Origin of the sequence: Rhodovarius sp., assembly GCF_040399605.1 — a bacterium.
Lineage (GTDB): Bacteria > Pseudomonadota > Alphaproteobacteria > Acetobacterales > Acetobacteraceae > Rhodovarius > Rhodovarius crocodyli_A.
This window is the reverse complement of record NZ_JBBARU010000029.1, coordinates 1-24,201: the sequence shown is the minus strand read 5'-3', so window position 1 is coordinate 24,201 and position 24,201 is coordinate 1. Positions and strand designations below refer to the sequence as shown.

Here is a 24,201-nt window from a genome sequence, read left to right as displayed (position 1 = left end):
CGCGTGTCAATGCAAGCTGGGCTAGAAGAACGCCGTGAACGCCGCCCGCTCCTCCCTCTTCGCCCTGCTCGCGGTTATTGCGCTGCTAGCTGCCGGCGGCGTGGCCTGGGAGTATCGCGCCGTGGAGCGGGAGGAGGTGGTGGAATTGCCGCTGCCGCCCGAGCCGCCCCGCCTGGCCGATGGCGCGGATTACGAGCGCTGCCTCGCCATGCTGCGCCAGGACCCTGAAGGCGCGCTGGCTTTTGCCGATGCCTGGGATGCAACCGGCGGCGGCGAGGGCGCGCGGCACTGCGCCGCCCTGGCGCAATTGACCGTGGGCGAGCCTGACCGCGCGGCCGAGCAATTGGAGCGCCTGGCCATTGGCAGCAGCGCCGGCCCCGCCGCGCGCGCCGCCGTCTTCGCCCAGGCCGGCCAGGCCTGGATGATGGCGGGCGACCCTGCGCGCGCCTTTGCCGCCACCACCATGGCGATGACCCTCGCGCCCAATGACCCCGATTTGCTGACCGACCGCTCGATCGCCCTGGGCACCATGGCGCGCTATTCGGAGGCGCTGGCCGATCTTGAGCGCGCCCTGGCACTCGACCCGGAGCGGACCGAGGCGCTGGTTTTCCGTGCCGCAGCCCTGCGCAATCTCGACCGAGCGGATGCCGCGATGGAGAGCGTGAACCGCGCCCTGAGCGTCTCGCCTGACAATCCCGAGGCCCTGCTCGAGCGCGGCATCTTGCTGCAACTGCGCAATGACGCGGCAGGCGCCCGGGCCGATTGGCTGCGGGTGATCAGCCTCGCCCCCGATACCCCCACGGCCGATCTGGCCCAGCAAAACCTGGCACTGAGTGAGGCCGGGCCCACCCGGCGGTAGAAACCCTCACCCTCGCCGCTCAGCCCAGCCCCAGGCCAGCAGCCCCGGCACATACAGCACCACATCGCGCAGCCGTCGCGTCACCGCCAGCGCCGCCCCCATGCTGGGGTCCAGCCCCGCCAGCACGGCGAGGCCCACGAAACCCGCCTCCTGCACCCCCAGCGCCCCGGGCATGATGAAGGCGGCCGAGGCCAGGGCCTGTATCAGCGCCTCGATCATCACCGCATCGGCGAGGCTCACCTCCACCCCCAGCACCCGGCAGGCCACCCAAATCTCCAGCGCCCCTGCCAGCCAGGCGGCGAATTGCCACAGGGTGCAAAGCAAGGGCGCGCGCGGCCGCCGCCACAGCCGGCGCAGATAAATATCGAGCCGCCTTGCCCCCTCGGCCATGCCAGCGAGCCTGTTTTGCGCCAGCGCATTGATCGCGCCGATCACCCGCCCGAGCAGCGAGGCCCGCAACACCATGATGGTCACCCCCGCCAGCACAAAGCCGCCCAGCAGCCCCGCCAGCAGCGCCCCCCAGCCCAGCGCGGCCCCGCTCAACCCCAACAAAGCCAGCCCCAGCAGCGCAAACAGCAATTGCGACACCAGCGAGAGCGCGACATCGGCAATCAGCCCCCCCGCCACCGGCGCCGCCCGCAGCCCCTGCCGGCGCATCAGCCGGTAGCAGACCAATTCGCCACCCACCCGGCCCACCGGCAAAAGATTGTTCACGCTCTCGCGCAGCCAAACTTGAAACACCATGCCGGGCAGGGTGGGGCGGCTGTGCCGGGGCATGAGCATCGCCCAGGCATGGGCGTTGAGCACCATGGAAGGAATATGCGCCAAAGCCGCCAGCACCAGGCCAAAGCCGGCCGCGGCGAGCACATGCCAGACCTCGGAAAAATCCTGCTGCCAGATCACCCAGCAGGCGGCGGCAAACCCCGCCAGCGCCAGCCAAAGCCCCGCCCGGTTCATGCCCGCAGCATCGCCGCATAGCCGCCACGCGGGATATGGCGCACCGCCTCGATCACCCGCGGGTCGATGAGTGCGGCCAGTTCATCCGTGTAGCGATAACCCGGCGCGCCACCTGGCACGTCATTGCTGGTGGCGGGGTGAAAATAGAATTCGCTCACCCCCGCCGGTATCCGGCGCAGCGCTGCCAGCACCCGCTCGGCGGTGAAGGCGCCAGACCAGCGCAGCCCCACCACCCGATCCGGCGCGGGCAAACCCGTGGCGCGCATCACCCGGCACCAGGCATTTTGCAGCACCGGCCCGCCTATCTCATGGGGCACCCGCATGGCCGGGAAGCCCGCCGCCCGCGCTGCCCGCAGCGCCGCCGCGCCGATCAGCGGATGCAAATGAAAATGCTTATGCGCATTGATATGGTCCGCCCGCAGCCCGGTTTCGGCAAAGCGGGCGAATTGCGCCGCAATCTCCGCCGCCATCTCCGCCCGGGCTTCGCGCGACACCGCAAGCGCCAGCCCCAGCCCCGCCATGTCATCACGAAACCGGCCATTCTTTTGCACCAGCGCCGCAATCCGCGCCGCCGGCAGCACCGGCACCCCATCGGTGAGCACAAGATGCAGCCCCACCGCCAGGCTGGGGGTGCTGCGTGCAATGGCCACCGCCTCATCCATCCCCGGCGAGCCCACCATCAGCGAGGCGGCGGTGAGCACGCCCTGCCCATGCGCCCGCTCCACCGCCTCATTCACCCGGGCATGCAGGCCGAAATCATCGGCGTTGAAGATCAGGCGAATGCGCATATCCTCACCACCGCCGCACCCGCGAGGCGGGCCAGCATCGATCAGGCCGCCGCCTTGCGCTCCCGCAGGAAGCGGAAGAACTCCACCCCCTCACGCAGCCTGCGCACCAGCATCTGCCGGTCCCGCACCATCTCATTGCAGATCGCCGCGATTTTCGGCGCCCGGAAGTAAAATTTCTTATAAAACGCCTCCACCGAGGTGAATATCTCGGTATGGCTCAGGTGCGGATAAGCCAAAGGCGCGATTTGCACCCCATGTGCATCCACATATTCAGTATTTGCCGTATCCAGCCAACCCTCGCGCGCCGCCTGATCCCACAGGAAAGTGCCAGGATAGGGCGCCGCCAGCGAGACCTGAATTGTGTGCGGGTTGGTCTCAATGGCGAATTTGATGGTTTCCTGGATCGTCTCCGTCGTTTCACCGGGCAGGCCCAGGATGAAGGTGCCATGGATCTTGATCCCCAGCGCATGGCAATCCTTGGTGAATTGCTTCGCCACGTCGATCCGCATGCCCTTCTTGATATTGATCAGAATCTGCTGATTGCCGGTCTCATACCCCACCAGCAACAGCCGCAGCCCATTCTCCGCCATCACCTTCAGCGAGGCATAGGGCACATTGGCCTTGGCATTGCAGGACCAGGTCACCCCCAGCTTGCCCAACTCCTTGGCAATCGCCTCAGCCCGCGGCAGGTCATCGGTAAACGTATCGTCGTCGAAAAACAGCTCCTTCATCTCCGGGAAGGCCTTGAGGATGTATTTCACCTCCTCAATCACATGCCCCACCGAACGGGTGCGATAGCGATGCCCGCCCACCGTCTGCGGCCAGAGACAAAACGTGCAGCGGCTCTTGCAGCCGCGCCCGGTATAGAAGCTGACATAAGGATGCTTCAGATAGCCGATAAAATACTTCTTCCAGTCCAGATCACGCTTATACACCTCAGAGACGAAGGGCAGCTCGTCCATATTCTCCAGCATCGCGCGGTCTTGATTATGCACGATCACGCCGGAATGATTCCGCCAGCTCAGCCCCTTGATGGCCGAGAGGTCCATCCCCGACGCCACATCCTTGACGGTAAAGTCAAACTCATTGCGCGCCACCCAATCCACCACCGGCGCATCACGCAGGGATTCCTCCGATTGCACCGCCACCTTGGCGCCGATCAGCCCCACCTTCAGCGAGGGGTTCACCGCCTTGAGCGCCTCAGCCACCTTGATGTCCGAGGCGAAGCTGGGGGTGGAGGTGTGCAGCACCACCTGGTCAAAATCCCGCGCCATCGGCGCCACATCGGCCAGGGACTGATTGTGCGGCGGCGCATCAACCAGCTTCGAGCCCTCGATCAGCGCCGCCGGCTGGGCCAGCCAGGTGGGGAACCAATAGCTACGGATTTCCCGCTTCGCCTGATAGCGCGAGCCCGCACCGCCATCGAAACCATCGAAGGTGGGAGCCTGAAGGAAGAGGGTGCGCATCATAGGGACAGCGACCTTTGCGAAATTTGTGTCGGTGTGCGGTAACCCGCCGCGAAGCTCAACTGGCTTTTCGACCAGCCGCTTCACTCGCGGTGCATACGCCCATCGCGGCTGATTTGGAAGCGCTCGCCACCCCACCGCACCCGCCCCGGCCAAAGCCCCGCCAGCCATATGGCAAAGGACAGCCCATCGCGCGGCAGCACCCAGGCGAGGCGCGGCGCCAGCCCCAAGGCGCGATCCACCCAGGCGCAGGCGGCGAATCGGGCAGCAAAGGCCAACCCCGCCACACCAAGGCTCAGCGCCCCCGGCGCCGCCAGCACCGCCAAAGCGGCCCAGGCGATGGGGTGGGTTAGCGCCATCCCGCCATAGCCGGCGGGGTTGAGCAGCCGCAGCGTGCGCGCCCAGCGCAACTCATGCGTCCAAAGCCCCGCCAGCCCGGCCTCGGCCATCACATGCCCCGGCAGCACCGGCGCCAATACCACCCGCAGCCCCAGCCGGCGCACCGCCTGGCCCATCGCATGGTCATCGGCCAGCACATCCAAAAACGTCTCAAACCCGCCAATCGCCGCCAGGGTCTGCGCCCTAAGCGCAATGGTGGCACCGTAGCAGCCCCGCGCCTGACCCAGCGCCTCGCCCAGCGCCGCATTGGGCAGGAAATGCCAATCGACCGACAATGCCGTCAGCCGCGACCAAACCCCCTCATCCGCCGCAACACCGCGATAGAGACAGGTGACCAGCCCCACCCCCGGCTCGGCCAAGGGCGCGGTGACGGCGTTCAGCCAGCCCGGCCCCACCGCCATATCGGCATCGGCCAACACCAGCACCGGCGCATCACTCGCCGCCGCCATATGCACCAGCTGCGAAACCTTCCGGTTGGCCCCCAGCACCGCCCCGCCGCGCAGCAGCCGCCCAGGCGGGCAGAAGGGCGCAGCCAGGGCCGCTGCCGGGTCCGCCGGGTCCGCCACCGCCATCAGCATCTCAAACCCGGCGGCATGGTCCTGCGCCAGGGTCGCGGCCAAATTCTCCGCCAGTTGTGGGGTGGCGCCATGCAATGGCTTGAGGATGGCGGCGGGCAGGCCAAGAGCATCGGAGGCCGCCGCCGACGCCAGCCGGGCGGCGGCGCGGGCCGCCAGCAGCACCTGCACCGCCCCCAGCCCCGCCAGCAGCGCAAACAGCCATGACAGGAAAATCATGTGCCAGCCCAAGCCCGGCCCATGGCAGGCCACGGCCTAGCTTCGTATATCCGGGGCATGCGCGCCATTCTTCTTCCGCTCCTGCTTGTTGTGGCTGCCTGCGGCAACACGCTGGTGGTGCGCGGCGGCGTGGAGGCACCCTCCGCCGCCTCGCAATACGCCGGCGCCACTGATCCGGGCGACCCCCTGGAGCAGCTGAACCGCAGGATTCTCGACATCAACACCGTGGCCGATGACAACATCTTCCGCCCCGTGGCCGAAACCTACCGCGCCGTGCTGCCCGAATTCGGCCGGCTGCGCCTCCGCGCCTTCCTGGATAATCTGGGCGAGCCGCTGATCTTCGCCCATAACCTGCTGCAGCTTCGCCTCGATGCGGCGGGCGCCACCTTCGGCCGCTTCGCCATGAACACAACCTTGGGCGGTGGCGGGCTATTCGATGTGGCGGCAGCGCAGGGCCTGGCCCGGCAGAGCGGCGATTTTGGCCAGACCCTGGCCCGTTACGGGTTGGAAAGCGGCCCCTACCTCATGCTGCCCATCACCGGCCCCTCCAACCTGCGTGACACTCTGGGCGCTGCGGTGGATGGCTTTGGCAACCCGCTGCTGCTCGCATTGGGGCCGGTCTTTTCGGCCTATACGCTGGGTATCCTCAACACCACGCGCGGCACGCTGGGCGGCATCGACCTGCGCGCCGAAAATCTCGACACGCTCGACATTCTGCGCGCCGATAGCCTGGATTATTACGCCAGGCTGCGCAGCGTGGTGCGCCAGCGCCGCGATGCTGAACTCATGGCCCTGGGCCGGCCGAGCGCCATGGAGGCGCTGGACGACCCAGGCCATACCCCCCCGGCTTTGGATGACCCGGGCACCACCAACACACCAGCCCCCGCCGCCGGCCCGGCCGGGCAGGCCTCTCCCCCCAGGCTGCCGGCAGATTTCGTGGCCAGAACCCTCCGCCAGGCCGATTTGTCCAGACCGGGCGAGGCCGCGGGCGAAGCACTGCCGGCCGCTGTGCCGCTGGATGGCGGCTGGGCCAGGTCTGTGCTGGGCGGGGCTAGGCTGACACCGCCGGTGCGGCCTTAGAGCCTGTTCCCTTCGCCTGGGCTCACTGCACAGGCTCTAAGTTTTTGTTTGTCGAGCATTTTTATCCGCTCAAACGCTTCCGTTTGAACGGTTTATTCTCGGGTCGGCCGGGGAAAACAAGGTTGAGGGGCTTTGCGCCTCGATCACCCCGACAGGAGCGACATCTATGTCGATGATTTTCATGCATCTTCGTTTGATTTCGGTTTTACTGCATAATTCGTTCAAAGGCGGCGTCGATACAGCAATCGCGAAACACAGCTGCGGTAACCGGGGAATTCCCAAAATGCACGCTGCCGGGGTGGGCGCCCGCCCAGTTTCGAGTGCGACCGGATGGTGTTGTCGTCTCGCCGCCAAGTGGCCAGCACCGCTGGGGCCTCCAGCATGGGGGTGAACAACGTCTCGCTGAGGCACTCATCGCGCAACCCGCTGCGCTTCATCCGCCTGTCTCGTTCTGAAGCGGGCTTTGCCGAAATAATGCTGTCATGTCACGAAAGCGCGTCAGTCCCACTTTGCGATACTGTGGCGCATAAATGCGTGACTCGGCGTAATGTGATCACGCTGGTTCCGAGATGCACAATTCATCGCTACAACTCCACGGCATGACATCAGCCAACCACGGGCACGTGGCCACTCCAGGGACCGAAGCATGACCGCCGCTTTGCAATTCACCATCGCCGGCCAGGACACTGCGACGTTCAGCGCCTATGCGGTTGATGGCACCGAGGCGTTGTCCAGCCTTTACAGCTTCGACATTGATTGTCTGGGGCCGACCACCTTGGTGACGGACCCGGTGGCGCGGACGGATATGTTGTTCGATGCCAAGGCCGGGGTCTTTGAATACACCAAAGGCCAGCGCTACCTCGGCGTGGCAGGCGATCTTGGCGTAAAGGCCAGTAATGAGCTGATTCTCATGGCAGGAGCCGACGGCACCGGCGATTTGGACATCAGTTCAGGCGGGGCAACCCGGATCAAGGCCAATGGGAAAATACATCTCTTTTCGATGAAGGACATCAATCTCGAGGCCCAGGGCGACGTGAAAACGAAGACCTGGGGCAAAGCAGATTATGAAACCATAGGCGATGACAGTACCACCATCTATGGCAACCGGCGCAGCCATGTTTGGGGTGTGCAGACCGATTTTTTCATGGGTGTGAAAAATACCTTTAATCTTGCCAGCCTCAATACGGTGGCGGTAAGTGCTGCTACCAGCGTAAGCCTCGCATTAATTTGCAATTTAAGTTTAGGTGTATCTTTGTCTTTATTTGCTGGTGCACGTGCGGATCTTAATTTTGCTGGGCGTGTTTCAGTGACCGCAGGTGCTAACGTCAGCGTTAATGTGGGTAGTCAAAATGTCTTTACTACCGGCCTGGCTTCCGGAAATTTTACGGGTGGCCGAGCAGCCGTTATTAACGGATTTGATTTCAAAAAAAGTACAGGGGATGTTCTTGTAAGAAATTTGTTTGCTATAGTTTGGGATTTGTCAAGTATAGAAAAAATTGATTTTACCTTTAAAAAAGTGAATTGGAAGCAAAATTAAAAAGTGCGACAGCAACTTTAAATAAGTTGACTGCCCTCCATTTATAAATCTATAAAAATTTTTTCTACAACAAAAATAAAAAAATTCGACTGGGCGGTGAATAATTTGGCCCCGCGGCCGACGAGCAAGCTAAAGGCCTACGCGCACAAACCGCAATCGATGAGATCGGATAGGGATAGAGCAATGGGATATTTCTTCTTGGGCTTGGTGGGCGTCCAGAAGCTGGCGGCGGCCTAACTGCAATGTCCGAAACAACGCTCTGGTCGCCGCCTGCCCAGCCATCCCCCCTCCATGCGAGCCTTCGCGCCTCAATCCGGGCCATTCTCCCAAACCTCATCGCGGCGGCACAGCATGGCCAAAACGAGCCGCTGATTCATGATCTCAGCGGCCCCCTGGAGGGCCGGCTTGAGCTTCGGCTGCAAGGCAGCACGCTGCTGCGTCACGGCAAGCGCGACGCCGTAAAATTCTCGCTCGCCGGGCATGCCGGTAACACCCGCAGGCTTTGGGCCGTTGGAGTGACCTTGGTCATGGATCGCCAGACACGGGCGGTTCTGAGCCTGGACGTCGCGTCCGAGCCACGCTCGGGCTGAGAACATCGCCCGCTCAAACGGCATCGTTTGAACAGGTGACGCGCCTGGTCGTCGTTCCAACTCCCAGCCGCCAAGGCCAGGGCGCCAAGCGCCGGGCGCCAGTCAATGCCTTGCGGCGTCGCCGTGGCGCGACAGATCTTGGCGGCTGGGTACCAGCGTGCAGCGGTGCCGGGCGTGCCCCAGCACCAGTCGCCCAATGGCGGCGCCAAGACTGCCAAGCGCCGGCAGCCCAGCGCGCCCGCAAGATAGCCATCGCCAACCACAACCGCATCCGCCGCCAGAATCGCGGCCGCAACTTCCTCGGGCCGGTACACCCATTCACCGCCATCGCGCATGTCGGCCGCCTCCTCAATGCGCGCCCGCGCGCCACCAGCCAGCAGCCCCATCCGATATCACCGGCCTGACACTGCAAGCGGTAGCCAACCGCCACGATCCTACCGCTGCAATGGCAGGCCAGGCCTGGAACCGGCCCTGGCTGCGCCCAGCGCATGATCTGCGGCGGCACTTCGACCTGCCGGGCTTCGCCGGGGAGACGCTGCCCGGCCCGGCGGTCGCGGCCATCGCTGCGCTGCTGGCTGGCGCCGGGTTGCTGGCGCTGGCGGCTTCGGCCTATGGGCGTGCCATCACCCCGCAGGTGGCGCAAAGCGTGAAGCTGCCAGGGCGCATCGGCGGCGAGGCTTAGAGCCTGTTCCGTTCGCCTCGGCTCACTGCACAGGCTCTAAGCTTCTGTTTGTCGGTCATCTTTATCCAGTCAAACGATTCCGTTTGAACGGATGATGCTCTAAAATGGCAGCAGGGCATCCAGAATCTGCGCCCCCACGCGCTGCTGCTGCACATCGCTGAGCGAACCGCGGCCACCATAGGCGATCCGCGCCTCGGCCAGTCTGTCATGGCGCACGGTGTTGTCGCTGGCGATATCCTGCGGCCGCAGCACGCCCTGGATGGAAAGTTCGCGCAGTTCATTATTCACCCGCACCTCCTGCCGCCCGGCGATCACCAAATTGCCATTGGGCAGGTTTTGCAGAACGGTGGCGGCCACGCGCAGGTTGATCGCCTCATTGCGCCGCACCTCGCCCTGGCCATTGCCGACATTGCTGCTGTCGGTGTTGAGCAGTGTTGAGGGATCGACGCTATTGGGCAGGATGCGGTTGGTGCTGGCCTCAAGCCCCAGCAGGTTGGGCAGGGCGAGGGAGGCGGTGTTGGTGCGGCTGCTCTGGGTGCGATTCTGCAATTGCGCATCATCGGCCACGGCGACGAGGATGGTCACAAGATCACCCACCTGGGCGGCGCGCTGGTCGCGCAGGAAGGTTCGGCTGCCCTGGCGCCACAGTGAGTTGGAGGGCGCTGCCACCTCCTGCGGCCCCGGGGTGGGCATGGAGACCGGCCGCCATGACGGGTCTGCGGTGGGGTTGGTGATGGGCGAGAGCGGCGGTGGCCGGCCCACGCGGGAGAGCCTTTCGGCCTGGCCGCAGGCGGCCAGGGCCAGCAGCGGCATGATCATCAGCAGGCGCATTAATCGCCCCCCCCGCGCTGCATAGGCACCGCGCCCAGCGCCACCCGCACCCGCCCCGGCCCGATCACCTGGCCCTCCACCACGGCGCGCGAGGCGAGGTTCATCACCGGCACCATGGCGCCGCGCGGTGCTGCATCCAGCGCCCGGCCGGCGGCGGTCAGCGTGATGCCCGGCGCATCGAGCAGCAGCGTCACGGCCTGGTTGCGCGCCACCAGGCTGGGCGGGGCGAGATCGACAAGGGCGAACATGCCCTCCAATGCGAGGGGCCTGCGGGCTTCCTGCCCCACCACCTGATCGAGCCGGCTGGCCAGCCCTGGGCGCACCCGCTCTGCCCGCAGCCGAATTTCCCGCGCATCGCCGGGGCGAATCACCTCACCCAGCGCCACCCGCCGGGTTGCCACCACCACGGGCAGGGTGGGCAGGGCGCGGCCGGTGATGCGCAGGCGCTGGGTGGCCATGCCATCAGCCATCACCACCAAGGTGGCGGCGAAGCGGTTGGAGGGGGCCTCCAGCACCGCGCCCTCCAGCCTTGTCTGGTGCAGCGCCGCGCTGGGCAGCAGGGGGGGAATCCAGCCTTGGAGTTCCAGCTCGGTCTCGGGCTCCAGGCCGGAATGGGCGAATTCCTCGCGCAGCAGCGCCTCGACCTCGGCGCGGGGCAGGGCGCGGCCGGGGCGCTCCACCACCACCCGGTCGTTTTGCGAGATGGGCCGCCAGTTCACGCCATAGCTGCGGGCGATGGCGGCGAGTTGGGCCGCCTCGATCACCATCCGCCGCCCTGGCGGCGGTGCCGTGCCGAGGCTGGCCGCCCCCCGGGCGCCTGGATTGTCCCACAGGTCGGCCACCCGGATGGTCTGGTCCTCGACGAGCGCATGGCTGCGCAGGAAGGCCATCTCCTGCGCCAGGGCGGGGGCGGTGCTGAGCAGCAGCAGGATCAGCGCGCGGATCATTTGAGCCTCGTCAGGGTGGAGAGCATTTCATCCGAGGCGGTAATGACGCGGCTATTCATCTCATAAGCGCGCTGGGCGGTGATCAGTGCGGTGATCTCCTGCACCGTGTTCACATTCTAGGTCTCGATAAAGCCCTGCATCACCGTGCCATGGCCGGGCTGGCCCGGGGCTGCGGCCTGCGGCTGGCCGGAGGCGGGGGTGGCGAGGTAGAGGTTGTCGCCCACCGCCTCCAGCCCGCCTTCATTGGCGAAGATGGCGGTTCGCAATTGGCCGACATTCTGCGGCGCCACCTGGCCATCGAGCCGGGCCAGAACCTCGCCCGAGGTGTTGATGGTGACATCGCGCGCGGCGGCGGGGATGGTGATGCCCGGCTGCACCAGATAGCCCTCCGCCGTCACCAGCGTGCCCTCCGCGCTCAGGGCGAAGGTGCCATCGCGGGTATAGCCCACCTCGCCCGAAGGCAGGGTGATCTGAAAAAAGCCATTGCCGCGGATGGCGAGGTCGAAGCGGTTCTCGGTCTGTTGCAGGTTGCCCTGCTCGTTGATCCGGTAGATGGCCGCAGTGCGCACGCCCAGGCCCACCTGCGCGCCCGAGGGCAGCAGCGAGCCGGAATCGGAGCTTTGCGAGCCAACGCGGCGCAGGTTCTGATAGATCAGATCCTGGAACTCGGCCCTTCGGCGTTTGTAGCCGGTGGTGCTCATATTCGCGAGGTTGTTCGAGGTGACCTCGACATTGGTCTGCTGGGCCAACATTCCGGTGGCTGCGATGTGCAGGCTGCGCATGGTGTGATCCGTCTTCTGCGGCGCCGGTTGGGGGTGCCGATCTGGTTGGGGGGGGGGAGGCTGGGTTCAGCGCTTGCGCAGGATGCGCTCGACGGAGCTTTGCAGCCGCTCGCCCTCGCGCTCGGCGAATTGGCTGGCGAGCTGGAATTCGCGGAGTTCGGCCATCATGCGGGTGAGTTCGATGACCGATTGCACATTGCTGCCCTCCACCGCGCCTTGCACCACCGCCGGGCGCTCTATCGGCTCGGCCTGCTGTCCATTGGCGTTGAACAGCCTATCGCCCTCGCTCAGCAGGGTCTGATCATTGGCGAAGCGCACCAGGCGCAGCCGGCCGATCTCGCCATTTTCGGAGTGGATCGAGCCATCGCCGCGGATCTCGATGCGGCTATCGCCGGGGGAGATGGCGATGGGGTTGCCTGCGGTGTTGAGCACCGGGTTGCCCCCTTGATCGACCAGCCGGCCATCGGCGCCGATGGTAAAGCGCCCGGCGCGGGTGAAGCGCTCACCGCGCGGGGTCTCGACGGCGAAATACCCCGGCCCGGAGATGGCGACATCGAGCGGGTTGCCGGTGCGGGTGATGGGGCCGGCCTTTTCATCGCGCCAGGAGGCACGGTCCCAGGGGTAATTCACCTCGCGCGCGCCGGGGATGCGGGCTGTGTCGCGCTGCAGGGCTGGGTGTTCGGCGAAGATCGGCCGGGAGGCGCGGTAGCCGGGGGTATCGGCATTGGCGAGGTTTTGCGCGGCCAGGCTCTGGGTGCGCAGCTGCGCGCTCATGCGGCTGAGGATGATGTAGCCGGGGCTGTCCATGCTGTGGCTCCGCCTTGATGGTTGCGCGAGGAGCGGGGCAAGCGCCGTGCCAGCGCTGTGGCCCTGTTGGGCGGCAGGAATTGCCCATAGCTGACCCGGAATGGCCGCCGGCGGGCCTTGCCTGCCGCGTTTGCTCCCAGCGCGTGTAGGGGTTTGTTAAGGCCCGCATGCGACATGTGGCGATGAGATTGGATACAAGGAATACCGCGCCCATGGCGGAGAGGAAGGCTGCATCTGAACCGGCGAGCGCGGCTGTGGGCGCATCGGCGAAGGGCGGCAAAAAGACCAGGCTATTGCTGCTCGGTGTGCCGGTTTTGCTGCTTTGCGGCGCGGTTGGGCTTTGGTTTTCGGGGCTCATGCCTGGCTTGCCCGGCGGCATGCAGCCAGACCAGCCTCGGGCCGTGAGTGCTGAGCCACGGCAGCCGCCGCCCCGGGTGCCGACGCTTGTTCAGATGCCCGAGATCACCGCCAACCTCAACGCATCGGGAAGGCGGGCGACCTTCATCAAGATGCGCAGCCAGATCGAGGTGCTGGGCCAGGATGACGCGGCGGCGCTGACATCGGCAATGCCGCGGCTGGTGGATCTCTTCACCGTCTATCTGCGTGAGATGCGCCCTGAGGAGTTGCGCGGCTCCGCTGGCACCCACCGGCTGCGTGAGGAGTTGATCGCGCGCGCCAATATCGCCGCCCATCCCGCCCGAGTGATCGACGTGTTGTTCCAGGAGATTTTAATGCAATGAGCCCGAGCGCGCAGAATGACGCGGAATTATCATCCGAGTGGGGGGCCGCCCTGGGGGCACGGCTGGCGGGTGCGCTGAGCGGCGAGCAGGAGCCTGGTGCCGTGGCACAACCCAGCCGGGTGCTCAACCAGGATGAGATTGACACGCTGATGGCCGGGGGCAGCCAGGGCGGCCAGAGCGGGTTGGAGCGGATCATCAGTTCCGGCCTCGTCTCCTATGATCGGCTGCCGATGCTCGAGATCATGTTCGACCGTCTGGTGCGGATCATGTCCACATCATTGCGGAATTTCACTTGGGATAATGTCGAGGTGGCGATCGACAATATCGCCTCGCACCGCTTTGGCGATTACCTCGAATCGATGGCACTGCCGGCGATGATGGGCGTCTTCAAGGTGCGGGAGTGGGATAATTACGGCCTGATCGTGCTCGATAGCGCGATGATCTATTCGGTGGTGGATGTGCTGCTGGGCGGGCGGCGCGGCACCTCGGCCATGCGGGTTGAGGGCCGGCCCTATACGACCATCGAGCGCACGCTGGTGCAGCGTTTGCTCAATGTGGTGCTGGCCGATATCAGCACCGCCTTTGCGCCCCTGGCCAAGGTGCATTTCGAGTTTGACCGCCTTGAGGTGAACCCGCGCTTTGCCACCATCACCCGCCCCGCCAATGCCTGCATCCTGGCGCGGTTGCGGGTTGAGATGGAGGATCGCGGCGGCAAGATCGAAATTATGATGCCCTATGCCTCGCTCGAGCCGGTGCGCGAGGTGCTGCTGCAACAATTCATGGGCGAGAAATTTGGCCGTGACGGCATCTGGGAGAATCATTTAGCCCAGGAATTGCGCCACACCAATGTTGCGCTCGATGTGGTGCTGCATCAGCAGATGATGCCGCTCTCCGCCATCCTCGATCTCAAGCCTGGGGATCGGCTGATGCTCGACAGCAAGCCCAATGCGCCGGTCTCGCTGCAATGCGGCCAGGTGCCGCTTTTCATCGCTGAACTCGGGCAGGTGGCGGGGCGGCCTTCGGTGCGCATTGCCGAGAGCCTTCTGCCGGCTGGGAGGGTGGCATGACGCTGCTGGAATGGCTGGCGCAGGGGCTGGTGATTCTCCTGCTGGGGCTTGCCATCCCCATAGCCTGGCGGCTGCAAAGGGCGCTGGCCACCGTGCGGGCCGAGCGCCATGCGCTGGCCGCCGGGGCGGAGGGGCTTGCCGAGGCGACGCGTGCGGCCGAGGCAGCGCTGGCGCGTCTGCGCGCGGGGGCGGAACAGGCTGGCCGGCAATTGGCGGAGAAAAACGCCGTGGCCGACACGCTGCGCGAGGATCTTCGCTACCTGACTGAGCGCGCCGAGACATTGGCCGATAGGCTGGAACAGGGCGTGCGCGCCGCCCGCCCCTTGGCCCAGGAGGCGCATGCCCCGCAGCCTGATCCCACTGCACCCGCCGCCGCTTCGCCGCGCGGGGCTGAGCCACGCAGCGCGGCCGAGCGGCAATTGCTGCAGGCCCTGGCAGGGCGGCCATGATGGCGCCGGCCTCCAAGCCTGGGGCATTGAAATGGTTGCGCCCGCCACGCCTGCTGCCATTGGCCCTGGCCGCCATGGCGGTTCTGGCGGTGGTGAAGCTCGAGCGGGTGCTGGGTGGCGGCGCGCCGCAAATGGCGAGCGCGCTGGCCTCCGCGCCGGCGGCTCCGCCCGCCCCCGCCGCATCGGCCCCGCCGATCCAGGCCGCGCCGGCGGCGCAGGCCCCGCCGGCCGCGCAGGCCGAGCGGGAATTGCTGGAAAACCTCCGCGCCCGGCGGCTCGAACTGGATCGCCAGGCCGAGGAGCTGGCCCAGCGCGAACTCCTGCTGGGCGCGACTGAGCGGCGGATGGCTGAGCGGGTGAATGAACTGCGCCTGCTGCAGGCGGGGCTGGAGGGGGAGGTGCGCGCGCGTGACGAGCGTGAGGAGGCAAGAATTCGTCAACTCGTGCGGGTCTATGAAGCCATGCGGCCACGTGATGCCGCGGCCATTCTGGATGATCTGGACATGCCCATTCTGCTGCAGGTGATCGAACGCATGCGAGAGGCCAAGGCATCGCCCGTGCTGGCCGCCATGCGCCCCGAAAGGGCGCGTGCTGCCACCGCCGAACTCAGCCGGCTGCGCAGCCGGCCCACCAATCCATGACCGTCGCAAAGGACACGCCGATGGACAGCAACACCAATATTCTGATTGTCGACGATTATCGGACCATGCTGCGGATTATTCGCAATCTTCTGAAGCAATTGAATTTCAATCATGTTGAAGAGGCCAGTGATGGCAGCGAGGCTTTGGCCAAGCTGCATGCCGGCGATTTCGGCCTGGTGATCAGCGACTGGAACATGGCGCCGATGACGGGGTTGGACTTGCTCAAGGACATGCGTGCCGATGCCCGGCTGAAGGCGATCCCCTTCATCATGATCACCGCCGAGAGCAAGGCCGATAACGTGCTGGCGGCGACGCAGGCGGGGGTGTCGAATTACATCGTCAAACCTTTCGATGCCCAAACCCTGCGGGAGAAGATCGCTCAACTGGCCGTGCATGCCTAAGGCCATGCTGCTTTCGCGCTTGCTGCTGGCCATGCTGATCGGTGGCGGGGTATCGGCGCAGAGTGCCGGCGATGGGGGGGCGCCGACCCAGGCTCCGGCGGTTGAAGCTGCCCGCATTTCCCTGCGCGTGGGTGACCATGCCGGCTATGGCCGCCTGGTGTTTGATTGGCCCAGCCCGCCCGCCTATTCGGTGGAAAGAAGCGGCGAGACCCATCTTGTGCGCCTGCCGCGTGGTGCTGATCAGGCGGTGGCGTCGCTGCGGCGGCTGCCGCGCAATGTCAGCGCGCTGCGGGTGGTGCCCGCTGGCGTGGAGATCACCTTGCGGCCCGGCGCCCGCCTGCGGGATTTCCGCATGGGCGCCAGGCTGGTCTTTGATGCGCTGGACCCGCCGGCCGAGGCTGCGAGCCGGGCCCCGGCGGTACCCCCCATGCGCGAAGCCCGGCCGCGGCCTGCGGTGGCGCAGCCCACGGCGTCACCGCCCGAGATACAGGCCGCCGCCACGCCCCCGCCCACCCGTGACGTGTTGCCCGCGCCACCGCCCGTTCCGGCGCCGCCGCCGCTGCCCGCTGCCACCGCGGCCCCGGCGCGGATGAGCACGGGCTGGACCCTGCCATTTCCCCCCGAGACGGGCGCTGCCATGCTGCAGCGCGGGGAGGAATGGCTGATCATTCTCGATACCGCGCCTGACATGCCGCTGCCCGCAACGCCGCGCCCTGGCATGTCGTATCGGGCGTTGCCCGCCGGCGCCTTGCTGACCTTGAGCGGGGGGCAGGCCAGCCCTTTCCTGCGGCGCGCCGGGGGGCGCTGGGAACTCGATACCGCGCCCGCCCCCGAGGCGGCCATTGAGCGCGCGCCTATCTTTGCGGTGCGCGAAGGCGCGGGAAGGCTGGCCATGCCGGTGAGCGGGGCGCATCGCGTGGTGCCGCTGCAGGATCCGCAATCGGGCCTGCCCATGCTGGTCGGCACGCTGCGCCTCGATCAGTCCCGGGTGGCCATGGCCCGGCATCTGGTCGATTTGCAATTGCTGGAAACGGCGCTGGGGGTGGCGGTGATTGCGCGCTCCGATGCCTTGATCATGCGCGCCGGCGGCGAGCGTTTCGTGCTTGATGCCGAGGGCGGCGGCAGGCTGGCGCTTGGCACCATGCTCTCTTTGGCCGAGCAGGCCAGCGCCATGCTGCCTGAGACGGTGACCCGAAGCTTTGATCTGCCGCATGGCACGCCCGGTGAACTCTCGGCGCGGCTGCGGGCGCAAAGCCGTGGCCTGGCCGAGATGGCACCGCTCTCGCGCGGGGGGCCACGGCTGGCCGCGGCGGAAACCCTGCTGGCGCTCGGCCAGCCGCAGGAAGCCCAGGCTATGGTGCAATTGGCCCGCCAGGAGGACCCGCTTCTGGCCTCCCAGGGGAGGGCGGCGTTGCTATTCGGCGCCGCCGCGCTCGCCGCGGGCCGGCTGGAGGAGGCCGCCCTCCTCGATATCGAGCCGGTGTCGCAAGAGGCGGCGCTCTGGCGCGGCCTGTATCTCGCCCTCACCGGCCAGGGTGAACAGGGGGCGGCCTTGCTGATCAATGGCCGCGCCATTCTGCGCACCTATCCCGAGGCATTGTAGCGCAACCTCTTGCCGCGCGTGGCCGAGGCGCTGGCCGATGCGCGGCAATTGCCCGCCGCGCGCGCGCTGCTCGATGGTGGCCAGATAATGCCCGGGCTGGAACTCGCCCGCGCCATATTGGCCGAGCGGCAGGGCGAGGGGGAGGCGGCGCTGGCCGCCTATGATGCCATGATGGGCGGGCGTGACAGGCGGATGCGCGCCGAGGCGATGCGCCGCGCCACCGAACTCCGGCTGGCCCGCGGTGAGATCGATGCTATCACCGCGGCGCGCAACCTTGAGCAGACCCTTTTCGCCTGGCGCAATGATGCGGATGAAATCGCCAATCGCAGCCGCATCGCCGCCCTGCGGCAGGAAGGCGGCGATGCCACCGGCGCATTGGCGCTGCTGCGCGAGGCGGCGGCGCTATTCCCCGACCGGCAGGCGGTTTTGCAGCCGGCCATCATCCGGGCCCTCATCGGCGCCATGGAGCAAGCCACACCGCTCAACGCTGTGGCCATGTATGACGCCCACCGCGAACTCATCCCCAGCGGCGGCGATGGCACCGCCGCGCTGACGATGCTGGCCGAAAGGCTCGTGGCGCTGGAACTGCCGGAGCGGGCCGTGGCGTTGCTGAACCAAGTCATGGCCCGCACCAGCCCCGGCGAGGCCCGCGCGGCTGCCGGGGCGCGGCTGGCCATGCTGCATTTGCGTGGGCGTGACGCGCCGCGCGCGCTCGCCGCCCTCGCTGCGAGCCATGCGGCCGAGCTTGCCCCGGCCTTACAGCGTGAGCGGGCGCTGCTCGAAGCCCGCGCCCGTGCCGCCCAGGGGCAAGGCCAGGGCGAGGCCAGCGCCTTCGCAGCTCTGGGCCCTGATGGTGATGAAGCCTTGGCCGAATTCCTGGCCGAAAGGCGCAATTTCGCCGGTGCCGCGGCGGCGCTGGGCCGCCATCTCGACCGTGCGGTGCAGGGCCAGTCGGCGCCATTGCAGCCGGGCCTGGTGCGCGCGCTGGTGCGGCAGGCGGCATTGCTGGCCCTGGCCGAGGATGCGCCGGGCCTGGCCGGCCTGCGCGTGGCGCGCGGGCCCATCCTTGCCGGCAGCCCGGGGGAGGCCGCCTTCAACCTGCTGACCTCCGATCCGGTGCGGGGCCTCGCGGACCTGCCGCGGTTGCAGCGCGAACTGGAACTCTTCCGGGTATTGCCGGCCAGGCTGGATCAGTTGCGGATGAGAAGCGCCATGGCGCGGTGAGTTCCGCGTCACCCCGGGGGGTGGCCCGCAATTTTTTTGGCTGAGGTGATGATTTCACTTGCGCCCCCTTCGCTTTTGCCTCATATGCGCGGCTCTGGACCTGATCGAACCGACGGCCGCTGTGGCCGCACAGCCGAAACTGGTCATCTTCTGGTTGGAAAGGTGCCCGATATGGACGCTCTCCCGCTGGGGATGCTCTCGAGCAATACCCAAGACAATGTCACCCATGTCAGCGAAGCGAAGGATTACTTCGTGGAGCGCAATGGCGTCCGCTTCGCGGGCACCCACCTGATCATCGATCTGTGGGGGGCAACCAATCTGGATGACCCCGCGCATATCGATACGGTGCTGCGCGATGCCGCCATCGCTTCGGGTGCCACCATCCTGCATGGGCATTTCCATCACTTCTCGCCCAATGGCGGCGTCTCGGGCGTGCTGGTGCTGGCGGAAAGCCATGTCTCCATCCACACATGGCCCGAGCGGGATTATGCAGCTCTCGACATCTTCGTCTGCGGCGAATGCGACCCCTATAAGGCCATCCCGCATCTGAAAACCGGCTTCCTGCCCGAGCGCATCCAGCTTTCCGAGCATAAGCGCGGCCTGATCGGCTGACATAAACCTGTCGTGTGACTGTGGCGGGGCGGGGCCGTAAGGCTCCGCCCTGTCGCATTATGGAGTGCCCCGATGACCACCGATTCCTGGATCAACGAATCCCTCTACCCCGATTGGGGCCAGCGCTTCCTCGTCAAGCGCGAGCTCGCCCGCACCCAGTCCGAATTTCAGGACATTGTGCTGTTCGAGAGCTTCTCGCATGGCCGGGTGATGGTGCTCGATGGCGTCATTCAGATCACCGAGCGGGATGAATTCGTCTATCAGGAAATGCTCACCCATGTGCCGCTGCTGGCGCATGGCGACGCGAAGCGCGTGCTCATCATCGGCGCGGGTGATGGTGGTGTGCTCAAGCGGGTGCTGCAGCATTCCACGGTCGAAAAAGCCGTGATGGTTGAGATCGATGGCGAGGTCATTCGGCTCTGCAAAGAGCATATGGCCGATATTGCCGGCGATGCCTGGACCAATCCGCGTGGCGAGGTGATTGTGGGCGATGGTATTGATTATGTCCGCCGCGCGCCCGATGCCAGCTTCGATGTCATCATCGTTGACAGCACTGACCCCATTGGCGTGGGTGAGGTGCTCTTCACCGATGAATTCTATCAGAATGCCGCGCGGATCCTGACCGCCAATGGCCTGATCGTGAACCAATGCGGCGTGCCCTTCATGCAGGCCGATGAATTGCGTGAGACCTCTATCCGCCGTGCCAAGTTCTTCGCCGAGGTCTCGGCCTATGTCGCCGCCGTGCCGACTTATGTGGGTGGCTTCATGACGCTGGGCTGGTCCTCCAAGGCCGCGGGCCTGCGCGCCTTCTCTGCGACAGAAATCCGCGCCCGGGCGGAAAAGGCTGGGATTGTGGGCCTCACCCGCTACTGGTCGCCCGAGATCCATGTCAGTTGCTTCCACCTGCCGCCCTATATCGCGGAAAACCTCGATCAGGCCTGATCGACCAGCAGGGCGGGGCGCAATATTGACCGGCGGGTGAGCGCGGGCGACGATTTGCCGATGCAACCTCTCCTCACCGCCACCGACCTGCACAAGCGCTTTGGCAATACCCTGGCGCTGCGCGGCGTGTCGCTGCGGCTGATGCCCGGTGAGGCGCATGGGTTGGTGGGCGAGAATGGCGCTGGCAAATCGAGCCTTCTGAAGATCATCACCGGGATTTACCGCCCCGATTCGGGGAGCATGAGCCTCGCCGGCGGCCCCTTCGCGCCGGGGGGGCCGGATGCGGCGCGCGCGGCCGGCATCGCGCTCGTGCCGCAGGAGTTGCAGATCGTGCCGGCGATGAGTGTGGCCGATAATCTGCTGCTCGGCCGCTGGCCCAGCCGCGCCGGCGCTGTGCGCCAGGCGGCGGTGCAACAGCGCGCCGAGGCTGCCCTCGCGCGCCTCGGCCTGGCCATCGACCCCAGGCGGCGGATGGACGCGCTGGGCTTCGCCGAGCGCCAGGCCGTGGTGCTGGCCCGCGAATTGGCCGAAGGTCAGGCGCGCATCCTCATCCTCGACGAGCCCACCGCCTCGCTCGAACGCGCCGAGGTGGACCGCCTTTTTGCCCTGCTCGAGCGCATGCGGGGCGAGGGGCTGGCGGTGGTGTTCGTCTCGCATCGCCTTGATGAGGTGCGCGCGCTGTGTGACCGGGTGAGCGTGCTGCGCGATGGGCTGCAGGTGGCCAGCCACGCCCGTGGCGGCTTCACCGAGGCCGATCTCGCCCGCGACATGACCGGGCGCGCCCTCGATGCCCAGCAGGAAGCCGCCATCCGGCCAGCCGGGGCCGAGCGGCTGATTCTGGCCGCGCCCGGCGGTGGGGTGGCCGCCCGGGCTGGTCAGGTGACGGGATTGGCCGGGCTGCTTGGCGCCGGCACCGGGGCCTTGCTGCGCGGGGGATTTGGCAGGGCTGGCGGCAGCCCGAAGAGCCCGGCCGCCGCCATCGCCGCCGGCATTGGCTATGTGCCCAGCGAGCGTGGCCGCGCGCTGATCCCCAACCTCTCGGTGCGCGACAATATCGTGCTGCCGCATCTGGCCGCCATGACCACGCGGCTGGGTGGGTTCAACGCCGCCGCCGCCGATGCCGCAGTGGCCGAACTGATCCGCCGCCTCGATGTCCGCCCGCCCAATCCCGCCCTGCCGGCGCGGGCACTCTCGGGCGGCAATCAGCAGAAGATCATTTTCGCCCGCTGGCTGATCGGCCGCTTCCACACCCTGCTGCTGGATGAGCCGACCCATGGCATTGATGTCTCCGCCAAGCGCGCCGTGCTGGGGCTGGTGGATGGTTTTGCCGCCGGCGGTGGGGCGGTGATCTTCGCCTCGGCCGAATTGCATGAATTGCTGGCGTTGGCCGATGAGGTGGTGGCAATGCGCCAGGGCCGGGTGCAGGAGCGCTTCCACCGCGCCGAGCCGCGCTTCACCGAGGCGCATCTGCGCCAGGCGCTGGGCGCATGAGGCAGCGTTTTCTCGACCAGATGCCCGTCATCATCCTGGCCATTCTCTGCCTGGGCACGGCGCTGATGACCGACCGGTTTTTGAGTGCGGTGAATATCAGCAATGTCATGCTGCAGGCCTCGGTGATGGCGGTGGTCGCCATGGGCATGACCTATGTGATCATCTCGGGTGGCTTTGATATTTCGGTGGGCTCCACCGTGGCGGCTGCGGGCTGCGCGGCGGCGGTGGTCATGTTGGAATTTGGCACCGGGGCGGGGGTGGCGGCGGGCATTGCGGTGGGCTGCCTGGTGGGGCTGCTGAATGGGCTGCTGGTCACCAGGCTCGACCTTAATCCCTTCATCGCCACGCTGGGCAGCATGGTGGTGGTGCGCGGCGTCGTGCTGCTGCTCACCGGCGGGCGGCCGATCATGGGCGAGGAGGGGCTGCCCGATGCGTTTATCCTCTATGGCCGAGCCCGGCTTTGGGGCGTGCCGCTGCTGACCTGGACGCCGATTGTGCTCTTTGGCCTGCTGTGGTGGGTGTTGCACCGCAGCGCCTATGGCAAGCGGCTTTATGCCACCGGGGGCAATGCCCAGGCTGCCTATCTGGCGGGGATTAATACCGGGCGCATCCGCGCCTCCGCCTATGTCTGGTGTGGCGCCATGGCGGGGGTGGCTGGCGTGATGCTGGCGGCGAGGCTGCAAAGCGGCCAGCCCACCTCGGGCGAATTCTATGAACTCATGGCCATTGCCGCGGCGGTGGTGGGCGGCGCCTCGCTTTATGGTGGCGAGGGCCGGCTGGCCAAGACCATTGCCGGCGTGCTCATCATTGTGGTGCTGGGCAATGCGCTGAACCTGATGAATGTGGACAGCTACTGGCAACGCATCGCGATTGGCGTTGTGATTGTGGCTGCCGCCGCGGCGGACCGGCTGCGCCACGCCCGCCGCGACTGAACCCAAAAGGAGGACCCCATGCAAAGACGAAACCTGTTCCTGCTGCCCGCTTTGGCCATGCCCGTGCTGGCCCGCCCTGGTCTGGCGCAGGAGGTGGTGGTGGGCGTTTCGCTCTCCTCCGACACCAACCCTTTCTACATCGCCATGCGGCGCGGCATGGAGGCGCGGGCGACTGAGCTGGGCTGGCGCACCCGCTTCGTGACGGCCAATGAGGATGTGGTGGCGCAGAATAATGGCGTGCTCGACCTCATTGCCCAGCGCGTCTCGGGCATTCTGATCTCGCCCATCGATGCGCGCGCGACGCGCGCGGCCTATGAGGCGGCTTCCGGCGCCAATATCCCCATCATCTCCATCGCCCGCCATGCTGATAGCCCGCAGCAATCGGCCTTTGTGGCGATGGATGAGGTGGGCATTGGTCGCGACATTGCGCGGTGGATGCTGCGCGCCATCAACAATGCGGGCGAGGTGGCCATCATTGCCGGCCCGCAGGGAGCGGCCACTTTCCGCAATCTCGCCACCGGGTTTAACGAGGTGATGACCGCAAGCCCGGGCGTGCGCATCGTGGCGCGGCGTGACATCGCCCTCACCCGCGAGGAGGGGCTGCGGGTGGCGCAGGATTTGCTGGTGGCCCACCCCAATCTCAAGGCGATTTATGGCGGCAATGACGATATTGCCCTCGGCGCTGCGCAGGCGCTGGGCCAGGCCGGGCGGACGGGGCAGGTGGTGGTGACCGGGCTGAACGGCATTCCGCCAGCCCTTGCCGCGGTGCGCCGGGGCGATATTGGGCTGACCGTGGAACTCAACCCGGTGGCCTGGGGCCGGCTGGGCATGGATACCATGGCGCGCTGGCTGCGCGGCGAAAGGGGGCTGGGGCAGGTCAATGTCGGGCACCTGCTGGTTGATCGGAGCAATGTGCCGCCGGCACGATGAGCGGTGCCCGTTTGGCCTTGTGGCGGCGCGGCTGCAGATTGCGCTGCTGAACCGCCACGGCGATCGGACCCCCGGACGGCATTCTGCACTGCGGTGTGACGGACCAGGCTGCTGGTCGGATGGGTGTGCGCGCAGAAGGGCTGGTAAGGCTGGCTACGCAGATGCGCGGCCTAGCTTGGCTGGGGAATAAGCTACGGCCTGCAATGCGGTATTTATCGCTTGGGCGACCATGAATATTCTATTGCATTATATATTATATTCTGGTTGGGTGGTTTGATCCGGACCATTTCCAACCAGGAATTCCTGCAATGTGTTTTTCATCATCGATCGACCTTTGCCGCCTCAAGGGCAGCACCGGCTTCCGGCTGGCTGGTGTGGCGGCTGCTCACCCGAATGCGGGCAGTGATCGGTTTGCTGCGCGCATTCTGGGCGGCACTTCGCCCAATCCCAACATCGCAATTGGGAAAGGCTTCTGACGCATGGCCAATTTTAAAGGCACGGCCGGTAATGACAGCATCACAGGCACCGCCGCCGAAGACGTGATCGATGGCGGAGACGGCAACGACACGATCGACGGTGGCGCGGGTGGTGATGTCATCGATCCCGGCTCCGGCAATAACATTGTATTCTGGCGTGCGGGCGGAGGCAAT

The 24,201-nt window shown here is 66.3% G+C and carries 26 protein-coding genes and 1 pseudogene; 17 read left to right on the top strand and 10 right to left on the bottom strand.

Annotated elements, in window-relative coordinates:
- The first annotated feature begins 34 nt into the window (after positions 1-34).
- Positions 35-859 carry a tetratricopeptide repeat protein gene (locus tag ABWP84_RS09610; protein ID WP_353211805.1) on the top strand — a complete coding sequence of 275 codons (825 nt, stop codon included), beginning with the start codon at positions 35-37 and terminating at the stop codon, positions 857-859.
- 6 nt (positions 860-865) lie between these two features.
- Here the strand turns inward: ABWP84_RS09610 and ABWP84_RS09605 are convergent, their stop codons facing one another.
- From ABWP84_RS09605 to hpnI, 4 genes are all read right to left on the bottom strand, one after another.
- On the bottom strand, positions 866-1,816 hold the full coding sequence (locus ABWP84_RS09605; RefSeq protein ID WP_353211804.1) for a lysylphosphatidylglycerol synthase domain-containing protein: 951 nt from the start codon (positions 1,814-1,816) through the stop codon (positions 866-868).
- On the bottom strand, positions 1,813-2,604 hold the full coding sequence (hpnK, locus tag ABWP84_RS09600) for a hopanoid biosynthesis-associated protein HpnK (RefSeq protein WP_353211803.1): 792 nt from the start codon (positions 2,602-2,604) through the stop codon (positions 1,813-1,815). Before hpnK ends, ABWP84_RS09605 begins: the two co-directional genes overlap by 4 nt.
- 41 nt (positions 2,605-2,645) lie before the next feature.
- The gene (gene hpnJ / locus ABWP84_RS09595; RefSeq protein WP_353211802.1) at positions 2,646-4,073 is read right to left on the bottom strand and encodes a hopanoid biosynthesis associated radical SAM protein HpnJ; all 1,428 of its coding nucleotides are present in this window, start codon (positions 4,071-4,073) and stop codon (positions 2,646-2,648) included.
- Between the two features lie 80 nt (positions 4,074-4,153).
- Positions 4,154-5,263, bottom strand: a complete 1,110-nt coding sequence (gene hpnI / locus ABWP84_RS09590) for a bacteriohopanetetrol glucosamine biosynthesis glycosyltransferase HpnI (protein WP_353211801.1) — start codon at positions 5,261-5,263, stop codon at positions 4,154-4,156.
- 57 nt (positions 5,264-5,320) lie between these two features.
- On the opposite strand from hpnI, the gene ABWP84_RS09585 reads away from it, so the two are divergent.
- Positions 5,321-6,343 carry a VacJ family lipoprotein gene (locus ABWP84_RS09585; protein ID WP_353211800.1) on the top strand — a complete coding sequence of 341 codons (1,023 nt, stop codon included), beginning with the start codon at positions 5,321-5,323 and terminating at the stop codon, positions 6,341-6,343.
- Positions 6,344-6,564: 221 nt separating this feature from the next.
- Here the strand turns inward: ABWP84_RS09585 and ABWP84_RS09580 are convergent, their stop codons facing one another.
- The gene (locus ABWP84_RS09580; RefSeq protein ID WP_353211799.1) at positions 6,565-6,780 is read right to left on the bottom strand and encodes an integrase core domain-containing protein; all 216 of its coding nucleotides are present in this window, start codon (positions 6,778-6,780) and stop codon (positions 6,565-6,567) included.
- 209 nt (positions 6,781-6,989) lie between these two features.
- Here ABWP84_RS09580 and ABWP84_RS09575 point away from each other — a divergent pair, with 209 nt between their 5' ends.
- Positions 6,990-7,880 (top strand): hypothetical protein, encoded by an 891-nt coding sequence (locus ABWP84_RS09575; protein WP_353211798.1) that lies wholly within the window; start codon positions 6,990-6,992, stop codon positions 7,878-7,880.
- Positions 7,881-8,319: 439 nt separating this feature from the next.
- Here ABWP84_RS09575 and ABWP84_RS09570 read toward each other — a convergent pair whose 3' ends face one another.
- Positions 8,320-8,856, bottom strand: a complete 537-nt coding sequence (locus ABWP84_RS09570) for a hypothetical protein (RefSeq protein WP_353211797.1) — start codon at positions 8,854-8,856, stop codon at positions 8,320-8,322.
- A gap of 59 nt (positions 8,857-8,915) precedes the next feature.
- On the opposite strand from ABWP84_RS09570, the gene ABWP84_RS09565 reads away from it, so the two are divergent.
- Positions 8,916-9,152, top strand: a complete 237-nt coding sequence (locus tag ABWP84_RS09565; RefSeq protein WP_353211796.1) for a hypothetical protein — start codon at positions 8,916-8,918, stop codon at positions 9,150-9,152.
- Positions 9,153-9,251: 99 nt separating this feature from the next.
- Here the strand turns inward: ABWP84_RS09565 and flgH are convergent, their stop codons facing one another.
- From flgH to flgF, 4 genes and pseudogenes are all read right to left on the bottom strand, one after another.
- The gene (flgH, locus tag ABWP84_RS09560) at positions 9,252-9,983 is read right to left on the bottom strand and encodes a flagellar basal body L-ring protein FlgH (protein ID WP_353211795.1); all 732 of its coding nucleotides are present in this window, start codon (positions 9,981-9,983) and stop codon (positions 9,252-9,254) included.
- Entirely contained in the window at positions 9,983-10,930 is a 948-nt protein-coding gene (gene flgA / locus ABWP84_RS09555) for a flagellar basal body P-ring formation chaperone FlgA (RefSeq protein WP_353211794.1), read from the bottom strand. Before flgA ends, flgH begins: the two co-directional genes overlap by 1 nt.
- Positions 10,927-11,712: pseudogene (gene flgG, locus ABWP84_RS09550) on the bottom strand (flagellar basal-body rod protein FlgG). Before flgG ends, flgA begins: the two are co-directional and overlap by 4 nt.
- Positions 11,713-11,778: 66 nt before the next feature.
- On the bottom strand, positions 11,779-12,519 hold the full coding sequence (gene flgF, locus ABWP84_RS09545; RefSeq protein WP_353211793.1) for a flagellar basal-body rod protein FlgF: 741 nt from the start codon (positions 12,517-12,519) through the stop codon (positions 11,779-11,781).
- A gap of 452 nt (positions 12,520-12,971) precedes the next feature.
- Here flgF and ABWP84_RS09540 point away from each other — a divergent pair, with 452 nt between their 5' ends.
- The 13 genes from ABWP84_RS09540 to ABWP84_RS09480 form a co-directional block, all read left to right on the top strand.
- Complete coding sequence (locus ABWP84_RS09540; RefSeq protein WP_353211792.1) at positions 12,972-13,259, top strand: flagellar basal body-associated FliL family protein; 288 nt, start codon at positions 12,972-12,974, stop codon at positions 13,257-13,259.
- The gene (gene fliM / locus ABWP84_RS09535; protein ID WP_353211791.1) at positions 13,256-14,326 is read left to right on the top strand and encodes a flagellar motor switch protein FliM; all 1,071 of its coding nucleotides are present in this window, start codon (positions 13,256-13,258) and stop codon (positions 14,324-14,326) included. Before ABWP84_RS09540 ends, fliM begins: the two co-directional genes overlap by 4 nt.
- The gene (locus ABWP84_RS09530) at positions 14,323-14,775 is read left to right on the top strand and encodes a DUF6468 domain-containing protein (RefSeq protein ID WP_353211790.1); all 453 of its coding nucleotides are present in this window, start codon (positions 14,323-14,325) and stop codon (positions 14,773-14,775) included. Before fliM ends, ABWP84_RS09530 begins: the two co-directional genes overlap by 4 nt.
- 26 nt (positions 14,776-14,801) lie before the next feature.
- Positions 14,802-15,416, top strand: coding sequence for a hypothetical protein (locus tag ABWP84_RS09525; RefSeq protein WP_353211789.1), 615 nt, complete (start codon positions 14,802-14,804; stop codon positions 15,414-15,416).
- Positions 15,413-15,817, top strand: a complete 405-nt coding sequence (locus tag ABWP84_RS09520) for a response regulator (RefSeq protein WP_353211788.1) — start codon at positions 15,413-15,415, stop codon at positions 15,815-15,817. Before ABWP84_RS09525 ends, ABWP84_RS09520 begins: the two co-directional genes overlap by 4 nt.
- A gap of 4 nt (positions 15,818-15,821) precedes the next feature.
- Positions 15,822-17,420 (top strand): hypothetical protein, encoded by a 1,599-nt coding sequence (locus ABWP84_RS09515; RefSeq protein ID WP_353211787.1) that lies wholly within the window; start codon positions 15,822-15,824, stop codon positions 17,418-17,420.
- Between the two features lie 9 nt (positions 17,421-17,429).
- A complete protein-coding gene (locus ABWP84_RS09510; protein WP_353211786.1) occupies positions 17,430-18,644 on the top strand; it encodes a hypothetical protein in 1,215 nt (404 codons plus the stop codon).
- A gap of 171 nt (positions 18,645-18,815) precedes the next feature.
- Positions 18,816-19,256, top strand: a complete 441-nt coding sequence (speD, locus tag ABWP84_RS09505) for an adenosylmethionine decarboxylase (protein WP_353211785.1) — start codon at positions 18,816-18,818, stop codon at positions 19,254-19,256.
- A 72-nt stretch (positions 19,257-19,328) separates the two neighbouring features.
- Positions 19,329-20,198: a polyamine aminopropyltransferase gene (gene speE / locus ABWP84_RS09500; RefSeq protein WP_353211784.1), complete on the top strand. Its 870-nt coding sequence runs from the start codon at positions 19,329-19,331 to the stop codon at positions 20,196-20,198.
- A gap of 60 nt (positions 20,199-20,258) precedes the next feature.
- Entirely contained in the window at positions 20,259-21,689 is a 1,431-nt protein-coding gene (locus ABWP84_RS09495; protein ID WP_353211783.1) for a sugar ABC transporter ATP-binding protein, read from the top strand.
- Positions 21,686-22,621: an ABC transporter permease gene (locus ABWP84_RS09490; protein ID WP_353211782.1), complete on the top strand. Its 936-nt coding sequence runs from the start codon at positions 21,686-21,688 to the stop codon at positions 22,619-22,621. Before ABWP84_RS09495 ends, ABWP84_RS09490 begins: the two co-directional genes overlap by 4 nt.
- Positions 22,622-22,639: 18 nt before the next feature.
- Positions 22,640-23,551 carry a substrate-binding domain-containing protein gene (locus ABWP84_RS09485; protein ID WP_353211781.1) on the top strand — a complete coding sequence of 304 codons (912 nt, stop codon included), beginning with the start codon at positions 22,640-22,642 and terminating at the stop codon, positions 23,549-23,551.
- Between the two features lie 479 nt (positions 23,552-24,030).
- Positions 24,031-24,201, top strand: a 171-nt coding sequence (locus ABWP84_RS09480; RefSeq protein WP_408904261.1) for a calcium-binding protein, incomplete at its 3' end; no start/stop codon positions are given.